Source organism: Rhizobium sp. BK212 (genome assembly GCF_014197475.1).
Lineage (GTDB): Bacteria > Pseudomonadota > Alphaproteobacteria > Rhizobiales > Rhizobiaceae > Rhizobium > Rhizobium anhuiense.
This window is the reverse complement of record NZ_JACIFS010000007.1, coordinates 270,110-285,717: the sequence shown is the minus strand read 5'-3', so window position 1 is coordinate 285,717 and position 15,608 is coordinate 270,110. Positions and strand designations below refer to the sequence as shown.

The 15,608-nt window shown below is 61.9% G+C and carries 12 protein-coding genes; 10 read left to right on the top strand and 2 right to left on the bottom strand.

Going from position 1 to position 15,608, the window contains the following annotated elements; genetic code table 11:
• Nucleotides 1–27: 27 nt before the first annotated feature.
• The 4 genes from FHT79_RS22660 (at nucleotide 28) to xylA (ending at nucleotide 5,797) form a co-directional block, all read left to right on the top strand.
• On the top strand, nucleotides 28–1,626 hold the full coding sequence (locus FHT79_RS22660; RefSeq protein WP_047616274.1) for a DHA2 family efflux MFS transporter permease subunit: 1,599 nt from the start codon (nucleotides 28–30) through the stop codon (nucleotides 1,624–1,626).
• Between the two features lie 208 nt (nucleotides 1,627–1,834).
• Nucleotides 1,835–2,860 carry a LacI family DNA-binding transcriptional regulator gene (locus tag FHT79_RS22655; protein ID WP_183904150.1) on the top strand — a complete coding sequence of 342 codons (1,026 nt, stop codon included), beginning with the start codon at nucleotides 1,835–1,837 and terminating at the stop codon, nucleotides 2,858–2,860.
• Between the two features lie 21 nt (nucleotides 2,861–2,881).
• On the top strand, nucleotides 2,882–4,336 hold the full coding sequence (gene xylB / locus FHT79_RS22650; protein ID WP_183904149.1) for a xylulokinase: 1,455 nt from the start codon (nucleotides 2,882–2,884) through the stop codon (nucleotides 4,334–4,336).
• 150 nt (nucleotides 4,337–4,486) lie between these two features.
• Nucleotides 4,487–5,797, top strand: coding sequence for a xylose isomerase (xylA, locus tag FHT79_RS22645; RefSeq protein WP_183904148.1), 1,311 nt, complete (start codon nucleotides 4,487–4,489; stop codon nucleotides 5,795–5,797).
• A 63-nt stretch (nucleotides 5,798–5,860) separates the two neighbouring features.
• Here the strand turns inward: xylA and FHT79_RS22640 are convergent, their stop codons facing one another.
• Complete coding sequence (locus FHT79_RS22640; RefSeq protein WP_183904147.1) at nucleotides 5,861–6,892, bottom strand: LacI family DNA-binding transcriptional regulator; 1,032 nt, start codon at nucleotides 6,890–6,892, stop codon at nucleotides 5,861–5,863.
• A 170-nt stretch (nucleotides 6,893–7,062) separates the two neighbouring features.
• On the opposite strand from FHT79_RS22640, the gene FHT79_RS22635 reads away from it, so the two are divergent.
• From FHT79_RS22635 to FHT79_RS22615, 5 genes are all read left to right on the top strand, one after another.
• The gene (locus tag FHT79_RS22635; RefSeq protein ID WP_183904146.1) at nucleotides 7,063–8,589 is read left to right on the top strand and encodes a sugar ABC transporter ATP-binding protein; all 1,527 of its coding nucleotides are present in this window, start codon (nucleotides 7,063–7,065) and stop codon (nucleotides 8,587–8,589) included.
• Between the two features lie 77 nt (nucleotides 8,590–8,666).
• Nucleotides 8,667–9,671 (top strand): ABC transporter permease, encoded by a 1,005-nt coding sequence (locus FHT79_RS22630; RefSeq protein ID WP_047616285.1) that lies wholly within the window; start codon nucleotides 8,667–8,669, stop codon nucleotides 9,669–9,671.
• A gap of 69 nt (nucleotides 9,672–9,740) precedes the next feature.
• A complete protein-coding gene (locus FHT79_RS22625; RefSeq protein WP_047616287.1) occupies nucleotides 9,741–10,688 on the top strand; it encodes a substrate-binding domain-containing protein in 948 nt (315 codons plus the stop codon).
• Nucleotides 10,689–10,938: 250 nt separating this feature from the next.
• A complete protein-coding gene (locus FHT79_RS22620) occupies nucleotides 10,939–11,994 on the top strand; it encodes a sugar phosphate isomerase/epimerase (RefSeq protein WP_047616289.1) in 1,056 nt (351 codons plus the stop codon).
• A gap of 193 nt (nucleotides 11,995–12,187) precedes the next feature.
• Nucleotides 12,188–13,375 carry a Gfo/Idh/MocA family oxidoreductase gene (locus FHT79_RS22615; protein WP_047616291.1) on the top strand — a complete coding sequence of 396 codons (1,188 nt, stop codon included), beginning with the start codon at nucleotides 12,188–12,190 and terminating at the stop codon, nucleotides 13,373–13,375.
• Nucleotides 13,376–13,450: 75 nt separating this feature from the next.
• On the opposite strand, the gene FHT79_RS22610 is transcribed toward FHT79_RS22615, so the two are convergent.
• The gene (locus tag FHT79_RS22610) at nucleotides 13,451–13,855 is read right to left on the bottom strand and encodes a DoxX family protein (RefSeq protein ID WP_047616294.1); all 405 of its coding nucleotides are present in this window, start codon (nucleotides 13,853–13,855) and stop codon (nucleotides 13,451–13,453) included.
• A 265-nt stretch (nucleotides 13,856–14,120) separates the two neighbouring features.
• Here FHT79_RS22610 and FHT79_RS22605 point away from each other — a divergent pair, with 265 nt between their 5' ends.
• Nucleotides 14,121–15,494 (top strand): GH1 family beta-glucosidase, encoded by a 1,374-nt coding sequence (locus FHT79_RS22605; protein ID WP_183904145.1) that lies wholly within the window; start codon nucleotides 14,121–14,123, stop codon nucleotides 15,492–15,494.
• Nucleotides 15,495–15,608 lie beyond the last annotated feature (114 nt).

Below are 15,608 nucleotides of genomic sequence, written 5' to 3'. Positions count from 1 at the left end.
GCCTTCAGGAAAGGCAGAGGTGATCTGATGGCCGGCAGCGCGACAGCAACGGCGGGGACGATGCCGGCGGCACCCGCCCATGCCGACGAGCGCATGGACCCGAAGAAGCTCATCGCCTTCTTTGCGATGGTGCTCGGCATGTTCATGTCGATCCTCGACATCCAGATCGTCTCGGCCTCGCTTGCGGAAATCCAGGCCGGCCTTTCGGCCGGCAGCGACGAGATCGGCTGGGTGCAGACGTCTTATCTGATCGCCGAAGTGATCATGATCCCGCTATCCGGCACGCTGGCGCGCATCATCTCGACGCGTTATCTCTTCGCGATCTCGGCTGCCGGCTTCACCATGGCGAGCGCGCTGGCGGCGACGGCGACGAATATCGACCAGATGATTGTCTACCGCGTCATTCAGGGCTTCATCGGCGGCGGCATGATCCCATCGGTCTTCGCGGCCGCCTTCACCATCTTCCCGCCGTCGAAGCGCAGCATCGTCTCGCCGATCATCGGCCTGATCGCGACTTTGGCGCCGACCATCGGCCCGACCGTCGGCGGCTACCTCAGCCACGCCTTCTCCTGGCACTGGCTGTTTCTCGTCAACATCGTGCCCGGCATCATCGTCACGATCGTCACCTGGAACTTCATCGATTTCGACAAACCGGAACTGTCGCTCTTCAAGAAGTTCGACTGGTGGGGTCTGATCTCGATGGGCGTCTTTCTCGGCGCGCTGGAATATGTGCTCGAAGAGGGCAATTCGAACGACTGGTTCAACGACAGCTCGATCACCATAGCGGCGGTCGCTTCCGGCGCTGCCGCGATCATCTTCTTCTATCGCGCCTTCACGGTGGAATTCCCCGTCGTCGACCTCAAGGCCTTTGCGAACCGGAATTTTTCCTTCGGCTCGGTCTTCTCCTTCGTCATGGGTATCGGCCTCTATGGCCTCACCTATATCTATCCGGTCTATCTCGGCCGCATCCGCGGCTATGATTCGCTGATGATCGGTGAGACGATGTTCGTCTCCGGGCTTGCGATGTTCTTCACCGCGCCGATCGCCGGCCGGCTGTCGACCAAGATGGACCTGCGCCTGATGATGGTGATCGGCTTCGTCAGCTTTGCCGCCGGCACCTTCATCATGATGCATCTGACGGCGGATTGGGATTTCTACGAACTCTTCATCCCGCAGATCCTGCGCGGCTTCGGGCTGATGATGTGCATGGTGCCGATCAACAACATCGCGCTCGGCACGATGCCGCCTTCGCGCATTCGCGGCGCGTCCGGCCTGTTCAACCTGACCAGAAACCTCGGCGGCGCCGTCGGCCTTGCCGTCATCAACACCGTGCTCACCAACCGGCAGGACGTGCACTACGAGCGGCTGCGGGAGAATATGGATTGGGGCAATCCGGCGGCGGTCGACCAGATGAACAACATGGCCGCCAATTTCAACACCTACGGCATGGATGGCGCCTCGGTCGCAGTCAAGCAGATGGTCGGCCTTGCCACCAAGCAGGCGATCATTCTCTCCTTCAGCGACGTATTCCTGATCCTGACCGCGCTTTTCCTGGCGATGATCCTCGGTGTCGCCATGATCAAGAAACCCGCGCCGCAAGGCGGGGGAGGCGGTGGCGGCCACTGACCTCCGGCCTGCCGCCCCTTGAAAAGGCCCTCTTCGGAGGGCCTTTTTGTTGCTGTTTTCCGGCCGTCGTGTCATCAGGCGAATGATCGCCGGTCGGATCGATCCGAATCGGGTAGGCCACGCCGGAAAACCACGCGGAAACCGGCCCGTTCGATTTTTTGATTTACGTACATCAAAATTGGCGCTAATGGTCTCGTCAGGAGGAATGATGAGACCAACCGTTCACGATATCGCCGCTGCCGCCGGTGTCAGTCTGGCGACTGTCGACCGGGTTCTCAACCAGCGGCCCGGTGTGCGCCACGTCACGCGGGAAAAGGTCGAGACCGCGATCCGCGAGCTCGGTTATGTCAGAGACGTCGCCGCCGCCAATCTTGCCAAAGGGCGCACCTATCCGCTGGTCTTCATCCTCCCGGCCAGCGACAACTCCTTCATGCACGGGCTCAATGCCGAGATCCGCCAGGCAGTCCTCCGATCGTCGGCCGAGCGCACCGATATCCGTACCATCGAGGTGCCGGCCTTCGATCCCGCAGCGCTTGTCTCGGTGCTCGAGGAGCTTTCCCGGGAAAAGCCCTGCGGCATCGCACTGGTTGCGACCGATGCGCCTGACGTGCGCGCCGTCGTCGACAGGCTGGTGCGCGAGCGTTTTCCCATCGTCACCTTGGTTTCCGATCTCACCGGCTCGCTGCGCCATCACTATGCCGGCGTCGACAATATCGCCGCCGGGCGCACGGCTGCTCGCCTGCTCGGCCGATTCCTCGGACCGAAAAAGGGCGAGATTGCCGTGCTTGCCGGCTCCATGCTGGTGCGCGACCATCGCGAGCGGCTGGAGGGCTTCACCGCCGTCATGGCCGAGGAATTTCCCGATCTGGCGATTCTGCCAGTCCTCGAAGGCCGCGACGACCCCGAGATCGCCCATATGCTCGTTGCCGACGCGCTTTCCAGGAATGCCGGCATCATCGGCGTCTACAGCCTTGGCGCGGGCAATCGCGGCCTCATCCGGGCGTTGAAGGAGAAGGCCGTCGATCGCGTGCTGACGGTGATTGCCCACGAACTGACCGCCCACACGCGTGCAGCCCTGATCGACAATACGATCGATGCGATCCTCAACCAGGACGCCGGCCACGAGGTACGCAGCGCGATTCGCGTGCTGAAAGCCAAGGCGGACGGGCTGGCCGTCATCGAGGCGCAGGAGCGCATCCGCCTCGACATATTCCTGAAAGACAATCTGCCGTAACGGCAAAGGGAGAAATACCACATGTATCTGGGTCTCGATCTCGGAACCTCCGGCGTCAAGGCGATGCTGATCGATGGTGATCAGAAGATCGTCGGCTCGGCCAATGGTTCGCTCGACGTCTCGCGTCCGCATTCCGGCTGGTCGGAGCAGGAGCCAGCCCACTGGGTGCGGGCCACCGAGGAGGCTGTCACCGGCCTCAAGGCGAAACATCCGAAAGAGTTCGCCGCGGTCAGGGGCATCGGCCTTTCCGGCCAGATGCACGGGGCGACGCTCATCGATGCCAGCGATAAGGTCCTGCGGCCCTGCATCCTCTGGAACGATACGCGCAGCTATGTAGAGGCCGCGGCGCTCGATGCCGATCCGCGTTTTCGCGCGCTGACCGGCAACATCGTCTTCCCGGGCTTCACGGCGCCGAAGCTTGCCTGGGTCCAGAAGCATGAGCCCGATGTCTTCGCCAAGATCGCCAAGGTGCTGTTGCCGAAGGACTATCTGCGTCTTTGGCTGACCGGCGAATATATTTCGGAAATGTCGGATTCGGCCGGCACGTCCTGGCTCGACACCGGCAAGCGCGCCTGGTCGTCGCAACTGCTCGCCGCCACCAACCTTTCCGAGGCGCAGATGCCGGCGCTTGTCGAAGGCACCGCGCAGGCCGGCAAGCTGCGGTCTGAACTGGCGGCGCAATGGGGTATTTCCGGCGATGTCGTCGTTGCCGGCGGCGCGGGCGACAATGCAGCCTCGGCCTGCGGCATGGGCACGGTCAGCGATGGCGCCGCTTTCGTCTCGCTGGGCACGTCGGGCGTGCTTTTTGCCGCCAACGGTTCCTATTTGCCGAAACCGGAAAGCGCCGTGCATGCCTTCTGCCACGCGCTGCCGAACACCTGGCACCAGATGGGCGTCATACTGTCGGCGACCGATGCGCTCAACTGGCATTCCGGCGTGACCGGCAAGTCGGCCGCCGATCTTACCGGCGAACTCGGGGAGACGCTGAAGGCGCCCACCGGCGTCACCTTCCTGCCCTATCTCTCCGGCGAGCGCACGCCCCACAACGATGCCGTCATCCGCGGCGCCTTCATCGGCCTCGAACATGAAAGCAGCCGTGTCGTGCTCACCCAGGCGGTGCTCGAAGGCGTCGCCTTCGCCATTCGCGACAATCTCGAAGCCCTGCGTTCGGCCGGCACCGGCATATCCCGGGTCATGGCAATCGGCGGCGGGTCGCGCTCGCGTTACTGGCTGGCCTCGATTGCGACCGCGCTCGGCGTTCCCGTCGACCTGCCGGCCGACGGCGATTTCGGCGCCGCCTTCGGTGCAGCCCGCCTCGGCCTGATCGCGGCAACGCGGGCAGATCCCATTGCCGTCTGCACGCCGCCGGTAACGGCCGGAACGATCGAGCCGGTGTCGGCGCTGAGCGGCGCTTACGAGGATGCCTACAAGCGCTATCGGGCGCTCTATCCGGCGATCAAGTCGCTGGCGCATTGAGATCGAGGCGCCCCCTCACCCTACCCTCATTCGAGGGAGCCGCGACGTTGCCACAAGTTTCTTCTCCCCGCCGGCAGGCGGATGAGGGGGCCTCTGGCATAGACTAACAATTCAGAACTTCGAAAAGATACGAACCCAAGGAGACCCAACATGAGCACCGGATTTTTCGGCGATATCCAGAAAGTGAAATACGAAGGCCCCGACAGCACCAATCCGCTGGCCTTCCGCTATTACCAGCCGGACGAGATCGTCATGGGCAAACGCATGGAAGACCATCTGCGCTTTGCGGTGGCCTATTGGCACACCTTCACATGGCCGGGCGGCGACCCCTTCGGCGGCCAGACCTTCCTGCGTCCCTGGTTCGAGGACACGATGAAGGCCGCCAAGCTCAAGGCCGACGTCGCCTTCGAATTCTTCTCGCTGCTCGGCTCGCCCTACTACTGCTTCCATGACGCCGACGTGCGTCCGGAGGGCAAGAATTTCGCCGAGAACACCAAAAACCTCAACGAGATCGTCGATTATTTCGCCGAGAAGCAGGCCGCAACCGGCACCAAGCTGCTCTGGGGCACGGCGAACCTCTTCTCTCACCGCCGTTACATGTCGGGTGCGGCGACCAATCCGGATCCAGATGTCTTCGCTTTCGCAGCCGCAACGGTCAAGACCTGCATCGATGCCACGCAGAAGCTCGGCGGCGAAAACTACGTGCTCTGGGGCGGCCGCGAAGGTTACGAGACGCTGCTCAACACCGATATCAAGCGCGAGCTCGACCAGCTCGGCCGCTTCCTCAACCTCGTCGTCGAATACAAGCACAAGATCGGCTACAAGGGCACGATCCTGATCGAGCCGAAGCCGCAGGAGCCGACCAAGCACCAGTACGACTATGACGTCGCGACCGTCTACGGCTTCCTCAAGAAGCACGGCCTCGAAAACGAGGTGAAGCTCAATATCGAGCAGGGCCACGCGATCCTTGCCGGCCACTCCTTCGAGCATGAGCTGGCGCTTGCCAATGCGCTCGGCATCTTCGGTTCGATCGACATGAACCGCAACGACTATCAGTCCGGCTGGGATACCGACCAGTTCCCGAACAATGTCCCCGAAATGGCGCTCGCTTACTACCATGTTCTCGCAGGCGGCGGCTTCAAGACCGGTGGCACCAACTTCGACTCGAAGCTTCGCCGTCAGTCGCTCGACCCGGCGGATCTACTGATCGGCCATATCGGCGGCATGGATTGCTGCGCCCGCGGTCTGAAGGCCGCTGCCAAGATGATCGAGGACAAGGCTCTGTCGCAGCCGCTTGCCGATCGTTATGCCGGCTGGGAATCCGCCGAGGCGCAGAAGCTCTTCCGCGGCGAGTATTCGCTGGATGAGATCAGCCATTATGTCGAAAGCAACGACGTCAACCCGCAGCCGAGATCCGGCAAGCAGGAGCTGCTGGAAAACGTCGTCAATCGTTACGTCTGACAAAGCGCGCCGGCGGTCATCGGCCGCCGGCGCAACCCTCTCCGGCCGGAACGCTATATGGATTTACCGTTTCAACCAGTTGCGCGACGGCGCCGAGACGGAGTTTCGAACCACCAGATCCGGCCTCAACAGGATTTCCGTTTCGGTCGGCCGGCCATCGGACAGCAATTCCAGCAGCAGCGCCATCGCCTGTTTGCCGATTGCCGTTCTCGGCTGTCGGATCGTGGTCAGCGGCGGGGATATGAAGACGGCCTGCGGCACGTCGTCGAAACCGGTCACCGAGAAATCCCGCGGAATGTCGTAGCCTCGCGCGCCGAGCCCGATCATGACGCCGATCGCCGTCTGGTCGTTGACGCACATGAAGGCTGTGGGAAGCGTGTCACGCATGAAAAGCTGTTCGACCGCATGCCGCCCGCTTTCGATCGTGCCGTCGCCTTCGAGCACGATCCTCAAGTCGGGCGGGATGCCGGCGGCGTCGAGACCGGCATCGTAACCCATGCGGCGCCTGGTATAGGCAAGCCGGGTGCGTGAATCGCCGATGAAGGCGATCTTGCGATGCCCTTCGGCCAGCAGCAGATCCACCGCTTTCCTGGCGCCCTCGGTATCGTCGACACCGACATAGGGAATGCCGCCGTTGAAGACGGGCTCGAAAACGCCGACGCTCGGCGGCAGCCGCGCGGTCATCGTCTGATGCCCGAAGGGCAGGATGCCGGTGAAGAGGATCAATCCGGCCGCCTGGTTGGAATTGAAGAATTTCAGATATTCGAGGCCGCGCTGAGCGTCGTTCTGCGTGTGGCCGATCAGGATGCCGTAGCCGTGCGCGCGCGCCTCGTTCTCCAGCCCGACGAGAATGTTGGAGAAATTGGGATCGCCGATATCGGGCGCCACGACCAGGATCATGTTGGAGCGGCCGAGCCTCAGGCTGCGCGCCATCGCATTGGTCGTATAACCGGTGATGGCGATCGCCTGGTTGACCTTGAGCCGTGTGGAGTTGGCGACCTTCTCGGGCATATGGATCGCCCGCGACACCGTCGCGATGGAGACCTCGGCGATCCGGGCGACGTCTTCGATGGTTGCGGGCGTGGAATTCGACACTGGGCTCTGCCTTGGGGCTGTCTTCGCCGAGACACTACACAGACTTGTCGAGAGGTCAAAGGCAGGCTTCAACTGATCTGTGTAAATCAACGATGTAAACCTTTACACGATGTATGTAAAGGTTTACATAGGGTCCAGAGCGGATGGAGAGCCGCTTTGGGGAGGATCAGATGACCGTGGAAGCCGCCGACACCGCACCCGTGGTGCTGTCCGCCAGGCGCATATGCAAATCCTTCAGTGGGGTGCAGGTCCTCTTCAGCGTGAACTTCGATCTTCGCTCCGGCGAAATCCATGCTCTCATGGGTGAAAACGGGGCCGGCAAATCCACGCTCGTCAAGGTATTGTCCGGTTTCGAACAGCCGAGTTCCGGCGAGATCCTGCTCGACGGCAAGCCCGTCGTGCTGCCGCCGAACGGCGCCGCCGAGGCGCTCGGCATCGTCATCATTCACCAGGAATTCAACCTCGCCGAACATCTGACCGTGACGGAGAGCCTCTTCCTCGGGCGGGAAGTTACGCGCTTCGGCATGCTCGATCGCAAATATATGCGTTCGGAGACCCGCAAGGTTCTCGACTTGCTCGGTTCGCATGTCGACGAGAACGCACTGATCAGCACGCTCTCCATCGCCGACAAGCAGATGGTCGAAATCGCCAAGGCGATCAGCCGCGATGCGCGGGTGGTGTTCATGGACGAGCCGACCGCGGTGCTGTCGCGGGAAGAGACCAGTATGCTCTTCAAGCAGGTTCGCAAGCTGCGCGACCAGGGCACGAGCTTCGTCTTCGTGTCCCACAAGCTCGACGAGGTGATGGAATTGACCGACCGCGTCACGGTGTTGCGCGACGGCCAATGGATCAAGACGTCGCCGACGTCCATTCTGGACGGGGAATCGATCGCCCAGCTGATGGTCGGCCGCGAACTTTCCAGCCTCTATCCCGCCAAGGTCGAGCCCGATGTCGACGAGGAGGTCGTTCTCAGCGTCGCTTCGGTGTCGACCGGCTATGTGAAGGATGCGAGTTTCGAAGTGCGCAAGGGCGAGATCATCGGTTTTTCCGGCATGATCGGCTCCGGCCGCACCGAACTGATGGAAGCGATCGCCGGGTTGCGGACCCGGCTCGAGGGCGAAGTGGTGATCAAGGGCGAAACAGTTCCCTCCGGCGACGTGCATGCCGCCAATCGCTGCGGGCTCGCCTATATGACCAAGGACCGCAAGTCGAAGGGCTTGCTGCTGCGCTCCGGCATGGTGACCAATCTGACGCTGCAATCGCTCGGAAGGCATGCGCGTCACGGCTATCTCAGCCCGGGCAGCGAGGCGGCCGCCATGGCAAAGGCCAAACGCCGCTTCGACATCAGGGTTCGCGACGGCAATATCGTCGCCGGGCGCATGTCGGGCGGGAACCAGCAGAAGCTGCTGCTGGCCAAGGTCATGGAGACCGATCCTGATATCATCATCATCGACGAGCCGACGCGCGGCATCGATGTCGGCACCAAGCAGCAAATCTATCATTTCATTTCGGCGCTCGCCCGGGACGGCCGGTCGATCATCGTCGTGTCGTCGGAGATGCCGGAGGTCATCGGTCTCTGCACCAGAGTGGCGGTGATGCGCGAAGGGCGTATCGTCGGCATGCTCGAAGGAGACGAGATTTCCGAGCAGGAGATCATGCGTTACGCCGCCGGGCTCAAGAAGAAGGCGGCCGCCTGAGGCTGAAGCAGGGCTTCGCCGATCAGGACGACAGATAAGATGCCCAGAAAATATGGGACGGGAGGTTGGTTTTGGAAATGAGTGTCAACGAGGAGACCAGGGAAATCCGGCGCCGATCCTGGCGGGATGTCGACCTGCGTGCGGTCGCGCCCTTTGTCGCCCTGGCCCTGCTCCTGATCGTCGGAGCCCTGGTCAATCCCAATTTCATCGGCATCACCAACCTTGCCAATGTCGCGACGCGTAGCGCCTTCATCGCCATCATCGCGGTTGGCGCGACCTTCGTGATATCAGCGGGCGACCTCGATCTGTCGGTGGGCTCCATGGTGGCCTTCGTCGCCAGCCTGATGATCCTGCTGATGAATTCGGGCGCCGTCGAAAACCCGGCTTTGATGCTGACGGTCGCGGTCGCCTTCACCATCGTCGCCGGCGCGCTCTGCGGCCTGGCAAACGGCCTGATCACCACAGTGGGCAAGATCGAGCCGTTCATCGCGACGCTCGGCACGATGGGCATCTATCGCGGCCTGACGACATGGCTGTCGCAGGGCGGCGCCATCACCCTTCGCTCCGCCGATATCCAGACGCTCTATCGTCCTGCCTATTTCGGCAATATCGCCGGCGTGCCGATACCGATCGTGGTGATCCTGGCGGTGACGGCGGTTGCGGCCTTCATCCTCTATCGCACCCGCTACGGGCGCCATGTCGTCGCAGTGGGATCGAACAGCGATGTCGCCCGCTATTCGGGCATCGCGGTCAACCGCGTCAGGACGATTGCTTTCGTCATCCAGGGACTGTGCGTCGCCATTGCCGTGCTGCTCTACGTTCCGCGTCTCGGCTCGACCTCGGCGACGACGGGCATCCTGTGGGAGCTGCAGGCGATCACCGCCGTCGTCGTCGGCGGCACGGCGCTCAAGGGCGGCGCGGGCAGGGTCTGGGGCACGATCTGCGGCGCCTTTATTCTCGAACTCGTCGGCAACATCATGCTGCTTTCGAATTTCATCAGCGAATATCTGATCGGCGCCATCCAGGGTGCGATCATCATCATCGCCATGTTCGTCCAGCGCTCGCTGGTGCGCAAATCATGAATTGACCGGGCTGACAGGGCGCCCGGTCCCGATATGGAAAAGTCCCTGAAATGAGTGGGAGGAAATAGCATGCGTAGATTGATGTTGGGTCTCGCGGTTGCGGCGGTGACGTTCGCCGGCGCCGCTCACGCCCAAGACAAGAAATTCACCATCGGCGTCTCCATTCCGGCGGCCGACCACGGCTGGACTTCGGGCGTGGTGTTCCATGCCGAGCGCGTCGCCAAGCTGCTGATGGCCGAACATCCCGGTCTCAACGTTATCGTCAAGACTTCGCCGGATGCCGCCAGCCAGGCGAACGCCGTGCAGGATCTCGATACGCAAGGCATCGACGCCCTCGTCATCCTGCCGTCGGATCCGGATCCGCTCGTCAACGCCATCAAGGAAGTCAAGGGCAAGGGCAAGTTCGTCGCCCTGGTCGACCGTGCACCGAGCAACAACGACAATTCCGTGCGCGACCTCTATGTCGCCGGCAACAACCCGGCTCTCGGCGAAGTCGCCGGCAAGTACATCAAGGACAACACGCCTGATGCCGAAGTGGTCATCATCCGCGGTCTGCCGATCCCAATCGACCAGCAGCGCCAGGACGGTTTCGACAAGGGCATTGCCGGCTCGAACGTCAAGGTTCTCGACCGCCAGTACGGCAACTGGAACCGCGACGATGCCTTCAAGGTCATGCAGGACTACCTGACGAAGTACCAGAAGATCGACGTCGTATGGTGCCAGGACGACGACATGGCCGTCGGCGTTCTGCAGGCGATCGAGCAGGCCAAGCGCACCGACATCAAATATGTTGTCGCCGGTGCCGGCTCCAAGGATATGGTCAAGAAGGTCATGGACGGGGATAAGCTGATCCCGGTCGACGTCCTCTATCCGCCGGCAATGGTCGGCACGGCGATGGAACTGACGGCGGCAGCCCTTTACGATCAGGTCCCGGTTCACGGCAGCTATATCCTCGACGCGACGCTCGTCACCAAGGACAATGCCAAGGACTTCTACTTCCCGGATTCGCCGTTCTGATCCATCGATTGGAGACATGCGCCCATTCGTAAGGATGGGCGCATTTTTAATGCTTCCACACAGTGTGCGGCCGAAAATGCTGCACGTACCTCTTGCCCGCCAAAGCCCATCATGATTAGCTCGCAGCCATATCGCATATGGCTTTGCGCCAAATCCGCTGGCAAGGGCGAGGAGGCGCCTTGCGCCCGTAAAATTGCGTGCTACAACACTTCAGAAACGTTTACGGTCGATGTTCAGGGAGGAATCTGACATGAAGACGATCAAGGGCCCGGGCCTTTTTCTTGGCCAGTTCGCGGGTGATGCCGCTCCTTTCAACTCCTGGGACGCCATCACCAAATGGGCGGCCGACATCGGCTATAAGGGCGTCCAGGTGCCGACCTGGGCCAGCCAGCTGATCGATCTGAAGAAGGCTGCGACGTCGAAGGATTATTGCGACGAATTCGCCGGCAAGGCGCGCGAAAACGGCATCGAGATCACCGAACTCTCCACCCATCTGCAGGGCCAGCTCGTTGCCGTTCATCCGGCCTATGACGAAGCCTTCGACGGGTTCGCGGCACCGGAGGTGCGCGGCAATCCGAAGGCGCGCCAGGAATGGGCTGTCGAGCAGGTCAAGATGGCGCTGACGGCATCCAAAAATCTCGGCCTCAAGGCGCATGCGACCTTCTCCGGCGCGCTTGCCTGGCCGTTCATCTATCCCTGGCCGCAGCGCCCTGCCGGTCTGGTCGAAACGGCCTTCGACGAACTCGCCCGCCGCTGGACGCCGATCCTCAACCATGCGGACGAAAACGGCATCGACGTCTGCTACGAGATCCATCCCGGTGAAGACCTGCATGACGGGATCACCTTCGAGATGTTCCTGGAGCGCGTCAAGAACCATCCGCGCGCCAACATGCTCTATGACCCCTCGCACTACATCCTGCAGTGCCTGGATTATCTCGACAACATCGACATCTACAAGGACCGCATCAAGATGTTCCACGTCAAGGATGCGGAGTTCAATCCGACCGGGCGCCAGGGCGTCTACGGCGGCTATCAGGGCTGGGTGGAACGCGCCGGCCGGTTCCGCTCGCTCGGCGACGGCCAGGTCGATTTCGGTGCGGTGTTCTCGAAGATGACCGCCAATAATTTCGACGGCTGGGCCGTGGTCGAATGGGAATGTGCGCTGAAGCATCCGGAAGACGGTGCCCGCGAAGGCGCCGAATTCGTGGCCGCCCATATCATCCGCGTCACCGAGAAAGCCTTCGACGATTTCGCCGGCAGCGGCACGGATCAGGCGGCGAACCGGCGGATGCTGGGGCTTTCCTAAAACAGGGCATCTGGTGGGTGCCCCTCACCCTAACCCTCTACCCGTAAACGGGGAGAGGGGAGTTGCCGCACCAGCCGTCGAGATGGGCGTAAACATCGCGGCATATCCCCTTCGCCCCGTTTACGGGGAGAAGGTGGCGGCAGCCGGATGAGGGGCATGCGTCCGCACCAAGTTTAAATTTCAGGAGGAATTAATGGCAATCGAAGCATCATCCGAACAGACACGCGAGCCGCGCATCCGGCTCGGCATGGTGGGCGGCGGCGCGGGCGCGTTTATCGGCGCCGTGCACCGTATCGCTGCGCGCATCGACGATCAGTACGATCTCATCGCCGGCGCGCTGTCGTCGACGCCCGAGAAGGCCGTGCAGTCCGGCCGCGACCTCGGCCTCGATCCGTCGCGGACCTATTCCAGCTATCGCGAGATGGCGATCCGCGAGGCGAAGCTGAAGAACGGCATCGAGGCGGTGGCGATCGTGACGCCGAACCATGTGCATTACGATGCGGCCAAGGAATTCCTGAGACGCGGCATCCATGTCATCTGCGATAAGCCGCTGACGTCAAACCTGGCCGATGCGAAGAAGCTGAAGAAGATCGCCGACGAGAGCGGTGCGCTGTTCGTGCTGACGCATAATTACACCGGCTATCCGATGGTCCGCCAGGCGCGCGAGATGATCGCGAACGGCGAACTCGGCGATATAAGAGTCGTCCAGGCCGAATATCCGCAGGACTGGCTGACGGAAGCGGTCGAGCAGACCGGCCAGAAACAGGCCGCCTGGCGCACCGATCCGGCGCAATCCGGCGTCGGTGGGTCCACAGGCGATATCGGCACGCATGCCTATAATCTTGCCGCCTTCATATCGGGCCTGGAACTCGACAGCCTTGCCGCCGATCTCGACAGCTTCGTCCCGGGCCGCCGGCTGGATGACAACGCCCATGTCTTGCTGCGCTTCAAGGCAAAAGGCTCGGAGAAGCCGGCCAAGGGCATGCTCTGGTGCAGCCAGGTGGCGCCCGGCCATGAAAACGGCCTGATGGTGCGCGTCTACGGCACCAAGGGCGGGCTGGAATGGACCCAGAAGGACCCGAACTATCTCTGGTACACGCCTTTCGGCGAGCCGAAGCGGCTGATCACCCGGGGCGGCGCCGGTTCGGGCGCGGCTGCCGGCCGTGTCTCGCGCGTGCCGTCAGGGCATCCGGAGGGGTATCTTGAAGCCTTTGCGACGATCTATACGGAAGCGGCGCATGCCATCAACGCCCGCAAGAAGGGCAAAGCTGTCGACAAGGCGGTGGTCTACCCGACGGTCGATGACGGCGTGAAGGGCGTGGCCTTCGTCGAGGCTTGCGTCGCATCTTCGAAGAAGAACGGCGCCTGGGTCAAGGTCTGAATTTAACGTTCCCAGTCACTCAATGAAAAACGCCGAGGCGGGCTCGAGTCGCCTCGGCGTTTTGTTTATTCTCGATCAGGCCGCAGCCGTGCGGCCACGCTTCAGCAGGTTGTCGACGCTGAAGGGTCCGGCGCCTGCCGCCACCAGATAAAGAAATACGAAGCAGAACAGGATTGCCGCGACGCCGCCGTTCTGCGCGGGATAGATGCCCTTCGACGCATGCCCGATGAAATAAGCGAAGGCCATCAGGCCCGAGAGCACGAAGGCGGCGATACGGGTCTGGAAGCCGACCAGCACCAGGAAGCCGAGGGTGAGTTCGAGAAGACCGGCAACCCAGGACAGCGAGCCGACGGGAGGCACGCTTGCCGCAACCGGAAAATGCAAAATCTTCTGCGTTCCGTAGCTGAAAAGCACAAGTGAGGAGATGATGCGCAGCAAGCTCAACAGATGCGGCTGCAGCAGATGGATCGAAGACAGCATCGGATTCCTTTCCTGTTTGTGATGTCTTGGCTGTGCAACGATCGCGGGCGCGCCGGCAAGTCACGACTTCTGACGTTCACGTTATGGGAGCAGTCCGCGCCGGAAAGTGCGGCAGGTCAGGGCGACCGAATACTGCAGTCGCCGCCGCTTCGCGGCCGTACTGTAACGTTGCAGTTTTTCTGCGTCCGGGCCTGTACTTTGCTTTTCGGCTTGGCTAAATCCGAACCCAAACGGTTCACCCACACGCCGAGAACGGGATTTACAGATGATCGATCCGAAAAAACTCGCAGACCGCTTTCCAGGCGATTTCACTTTCGGCGTTGCCACCGCCGCCTTCCAAATCGAAGGCGCCAGCAAGGCAGACGGCCGCAAGCCGTCCATCTGGGATGCCTTCTGCAATATGCCGGGTCGCGTCTATCATCGCCATAATGGCGACGTTGCCTGCGATCACTACAATCGCCTGGAGCAGGATCTCGATCTCATCAAGGATATGGGTGTCGAAGCCTACCGGTTCTCCATTGCCTGGCCGCGCATTATCCCCGACGGCACGGGTCCGGTGAACGAGGCCGGCCTCGATTTCTACGACCGGCTGGTCGACGGTTGCAAGGCGCGGGGGATCAAGACCTTTGCGACGCTCTACCACTGGGACCTGCCTCTGCTGCTCGCCGGCGACGGCGGCTGGACGGCGCGCTCGACCGCCTATGCCTATCACCGCTATGCCAAGACGGTGATGAACCGCCTTGGCGACCGCCTCGATGCCGTCGCGACCTTCAACGAACCCTGGTGCATCGTCTGGCTGAGCCACCTTTACGGCATCCATGCTCCGGGCGAGCGCAACATGCAGGCCGCCCTTCACGCCATGCACTACATGAACCTTGCCCATGGCCTCGGCGTCGAGGCGATCCGCTCGGAAGCCCCTGATGTGCCTGTCGGGCTCGTGCTCAACGCCGCCTCGATCATCCCTGGCTCCGACAGCCCGGCCGATCTTGCCGCCGGCGAGCGTGCGCATCAGTTCCACAACGGCGCCTTCTTCGATCCTGTCTTCAAGGGCGAATATCCGAAGGAATTCGTCGAAGCGCTCGGCGACCGCATGCCCGTCATCGAAGATGGCGACATGAAGCTCATCAGCCAGAAACTCGACTGGTGGGGCCTGAACTATTACAAGCCCGAGCGAGTCACTGATGATGCCGATCGCAAAGGCGATTTCCCCTGGACGGTGGAGGCGCCGCCGGCAAGCGACGTCAAGACCGATATTGGCTGGGAAATCTATGCACCGGGCCTGAAGCTCTCCGTCGAGGACCTCTACCGCCGCTACGAACTGCCGGAATGCTACATCACCGAGAACGGTGCCTGCGACAACACCGATGTCGTCGATGGCGAGGTCGATGACGCGATGCGCCTCGACTATGTCGGTGAGCACCTCGATGTCGTCGCCAACCTCATCAAGGACGGCTATCCCCTGCGCGGTTATTTCGCCTGGAGCCTGATGGACAATTTCGAATGGGCGGAAGGCTACCGCATGCGCTTCGGCCTCGTCCACGTCGATTACGAGACCCAGCAGCGCACGGTGAAGAAGAGCGGCAAATGGTATCGCGACCTTGCGGCTCAATTCCCGAAGGGCAATTACAAAGCGGGTTAGCGCCATTCCTCGCGCGGGCAGTTGATAAGGCGCCTCTTGAACTCGAACTACCGGCCGGCACGGCAAGCTGACACTGCCTGCCGTCAATGTCACGGCGGCCGGCGGCACGCATAA

Bases quoted from the DNA above. Each gene is read 5' to 3' on its own strand.
- FHT79_RS22655 (WP_183904150.1), top strand. From the start codon at position 1,835: ATGAGACCAACCGTTCACGATATCGCCGCTGCCGCCGGTGTCAGTCTG.
- FHT79_RS22660 (WP_047616274.1), top strand. From the start codon at position 28: ATGGCCGGCAGCGCGACAGCAACGGCGGGGACGATGCCGGCGGCACCC.
- FHT79_RS22625 (WP_047616287.1), top strand. From the start codon at position 9,741: ATGCGTAGATTGATGTTGGGTCTCGCGGTTGCGGCGGTGACGTTCGCC.
- FHT79_RS22615 (WP_047616291.1), top strand. From the start codon at position 12,188: ATGGCAATCGAAGCATCATCCGAACAGACACGCGAGCCGCGCATCCGG.
- FHT79_RS22620 (WP_047616289.1), top strand. From the start codon at position 10,939: ATGAAGACGATCAAGGGCCCGGGCCTTTTTCTTGGCCAGTTCGCGGGT.
- xylB (WP_183904149.1), top strand. From the start codon at position 2,882: ATGTATCTGGGTCTCGATCTCGGAACCTCCGGCGTCAAGGCGATGCTG.
- xylA (WP_183904148.1), top strand. From the start codon at position 4,487: ATGAGCACCGGATTTTTCGGCGATATCCAGAAAGTGAAATACGAAGGC.
- FHT79_RS22605 (WP_183904145.1), top strand. From the start codon at position 14,121: ATGATCGATCCGAAAAAACTCGCAGACCGCTTTCCAGGCGATTTCACT.
- FHT79_RS22635 (WP_183904146.1), top strand. From the start codon at position 7,063: ATGACCGTGGAAGCCGCCGACACCGCACCCGTGGTGCTGTCCGCCAGG.
- FHT79_RS22610 (WP_047616294.1), bottom strand. From the start codon at position 13,855: ATGCTGTCTTCGATCCATCTGCTGCAGCCGCATCTGTTGAGCTTGCTG.
- FHT79_RS22630 (WP_047616285.1), top strand. From the start codon at position 8,667: ATGAGTGTCAACGAGGAGACCAGGGAAATCCGGCGCCGATCCTGGCGG.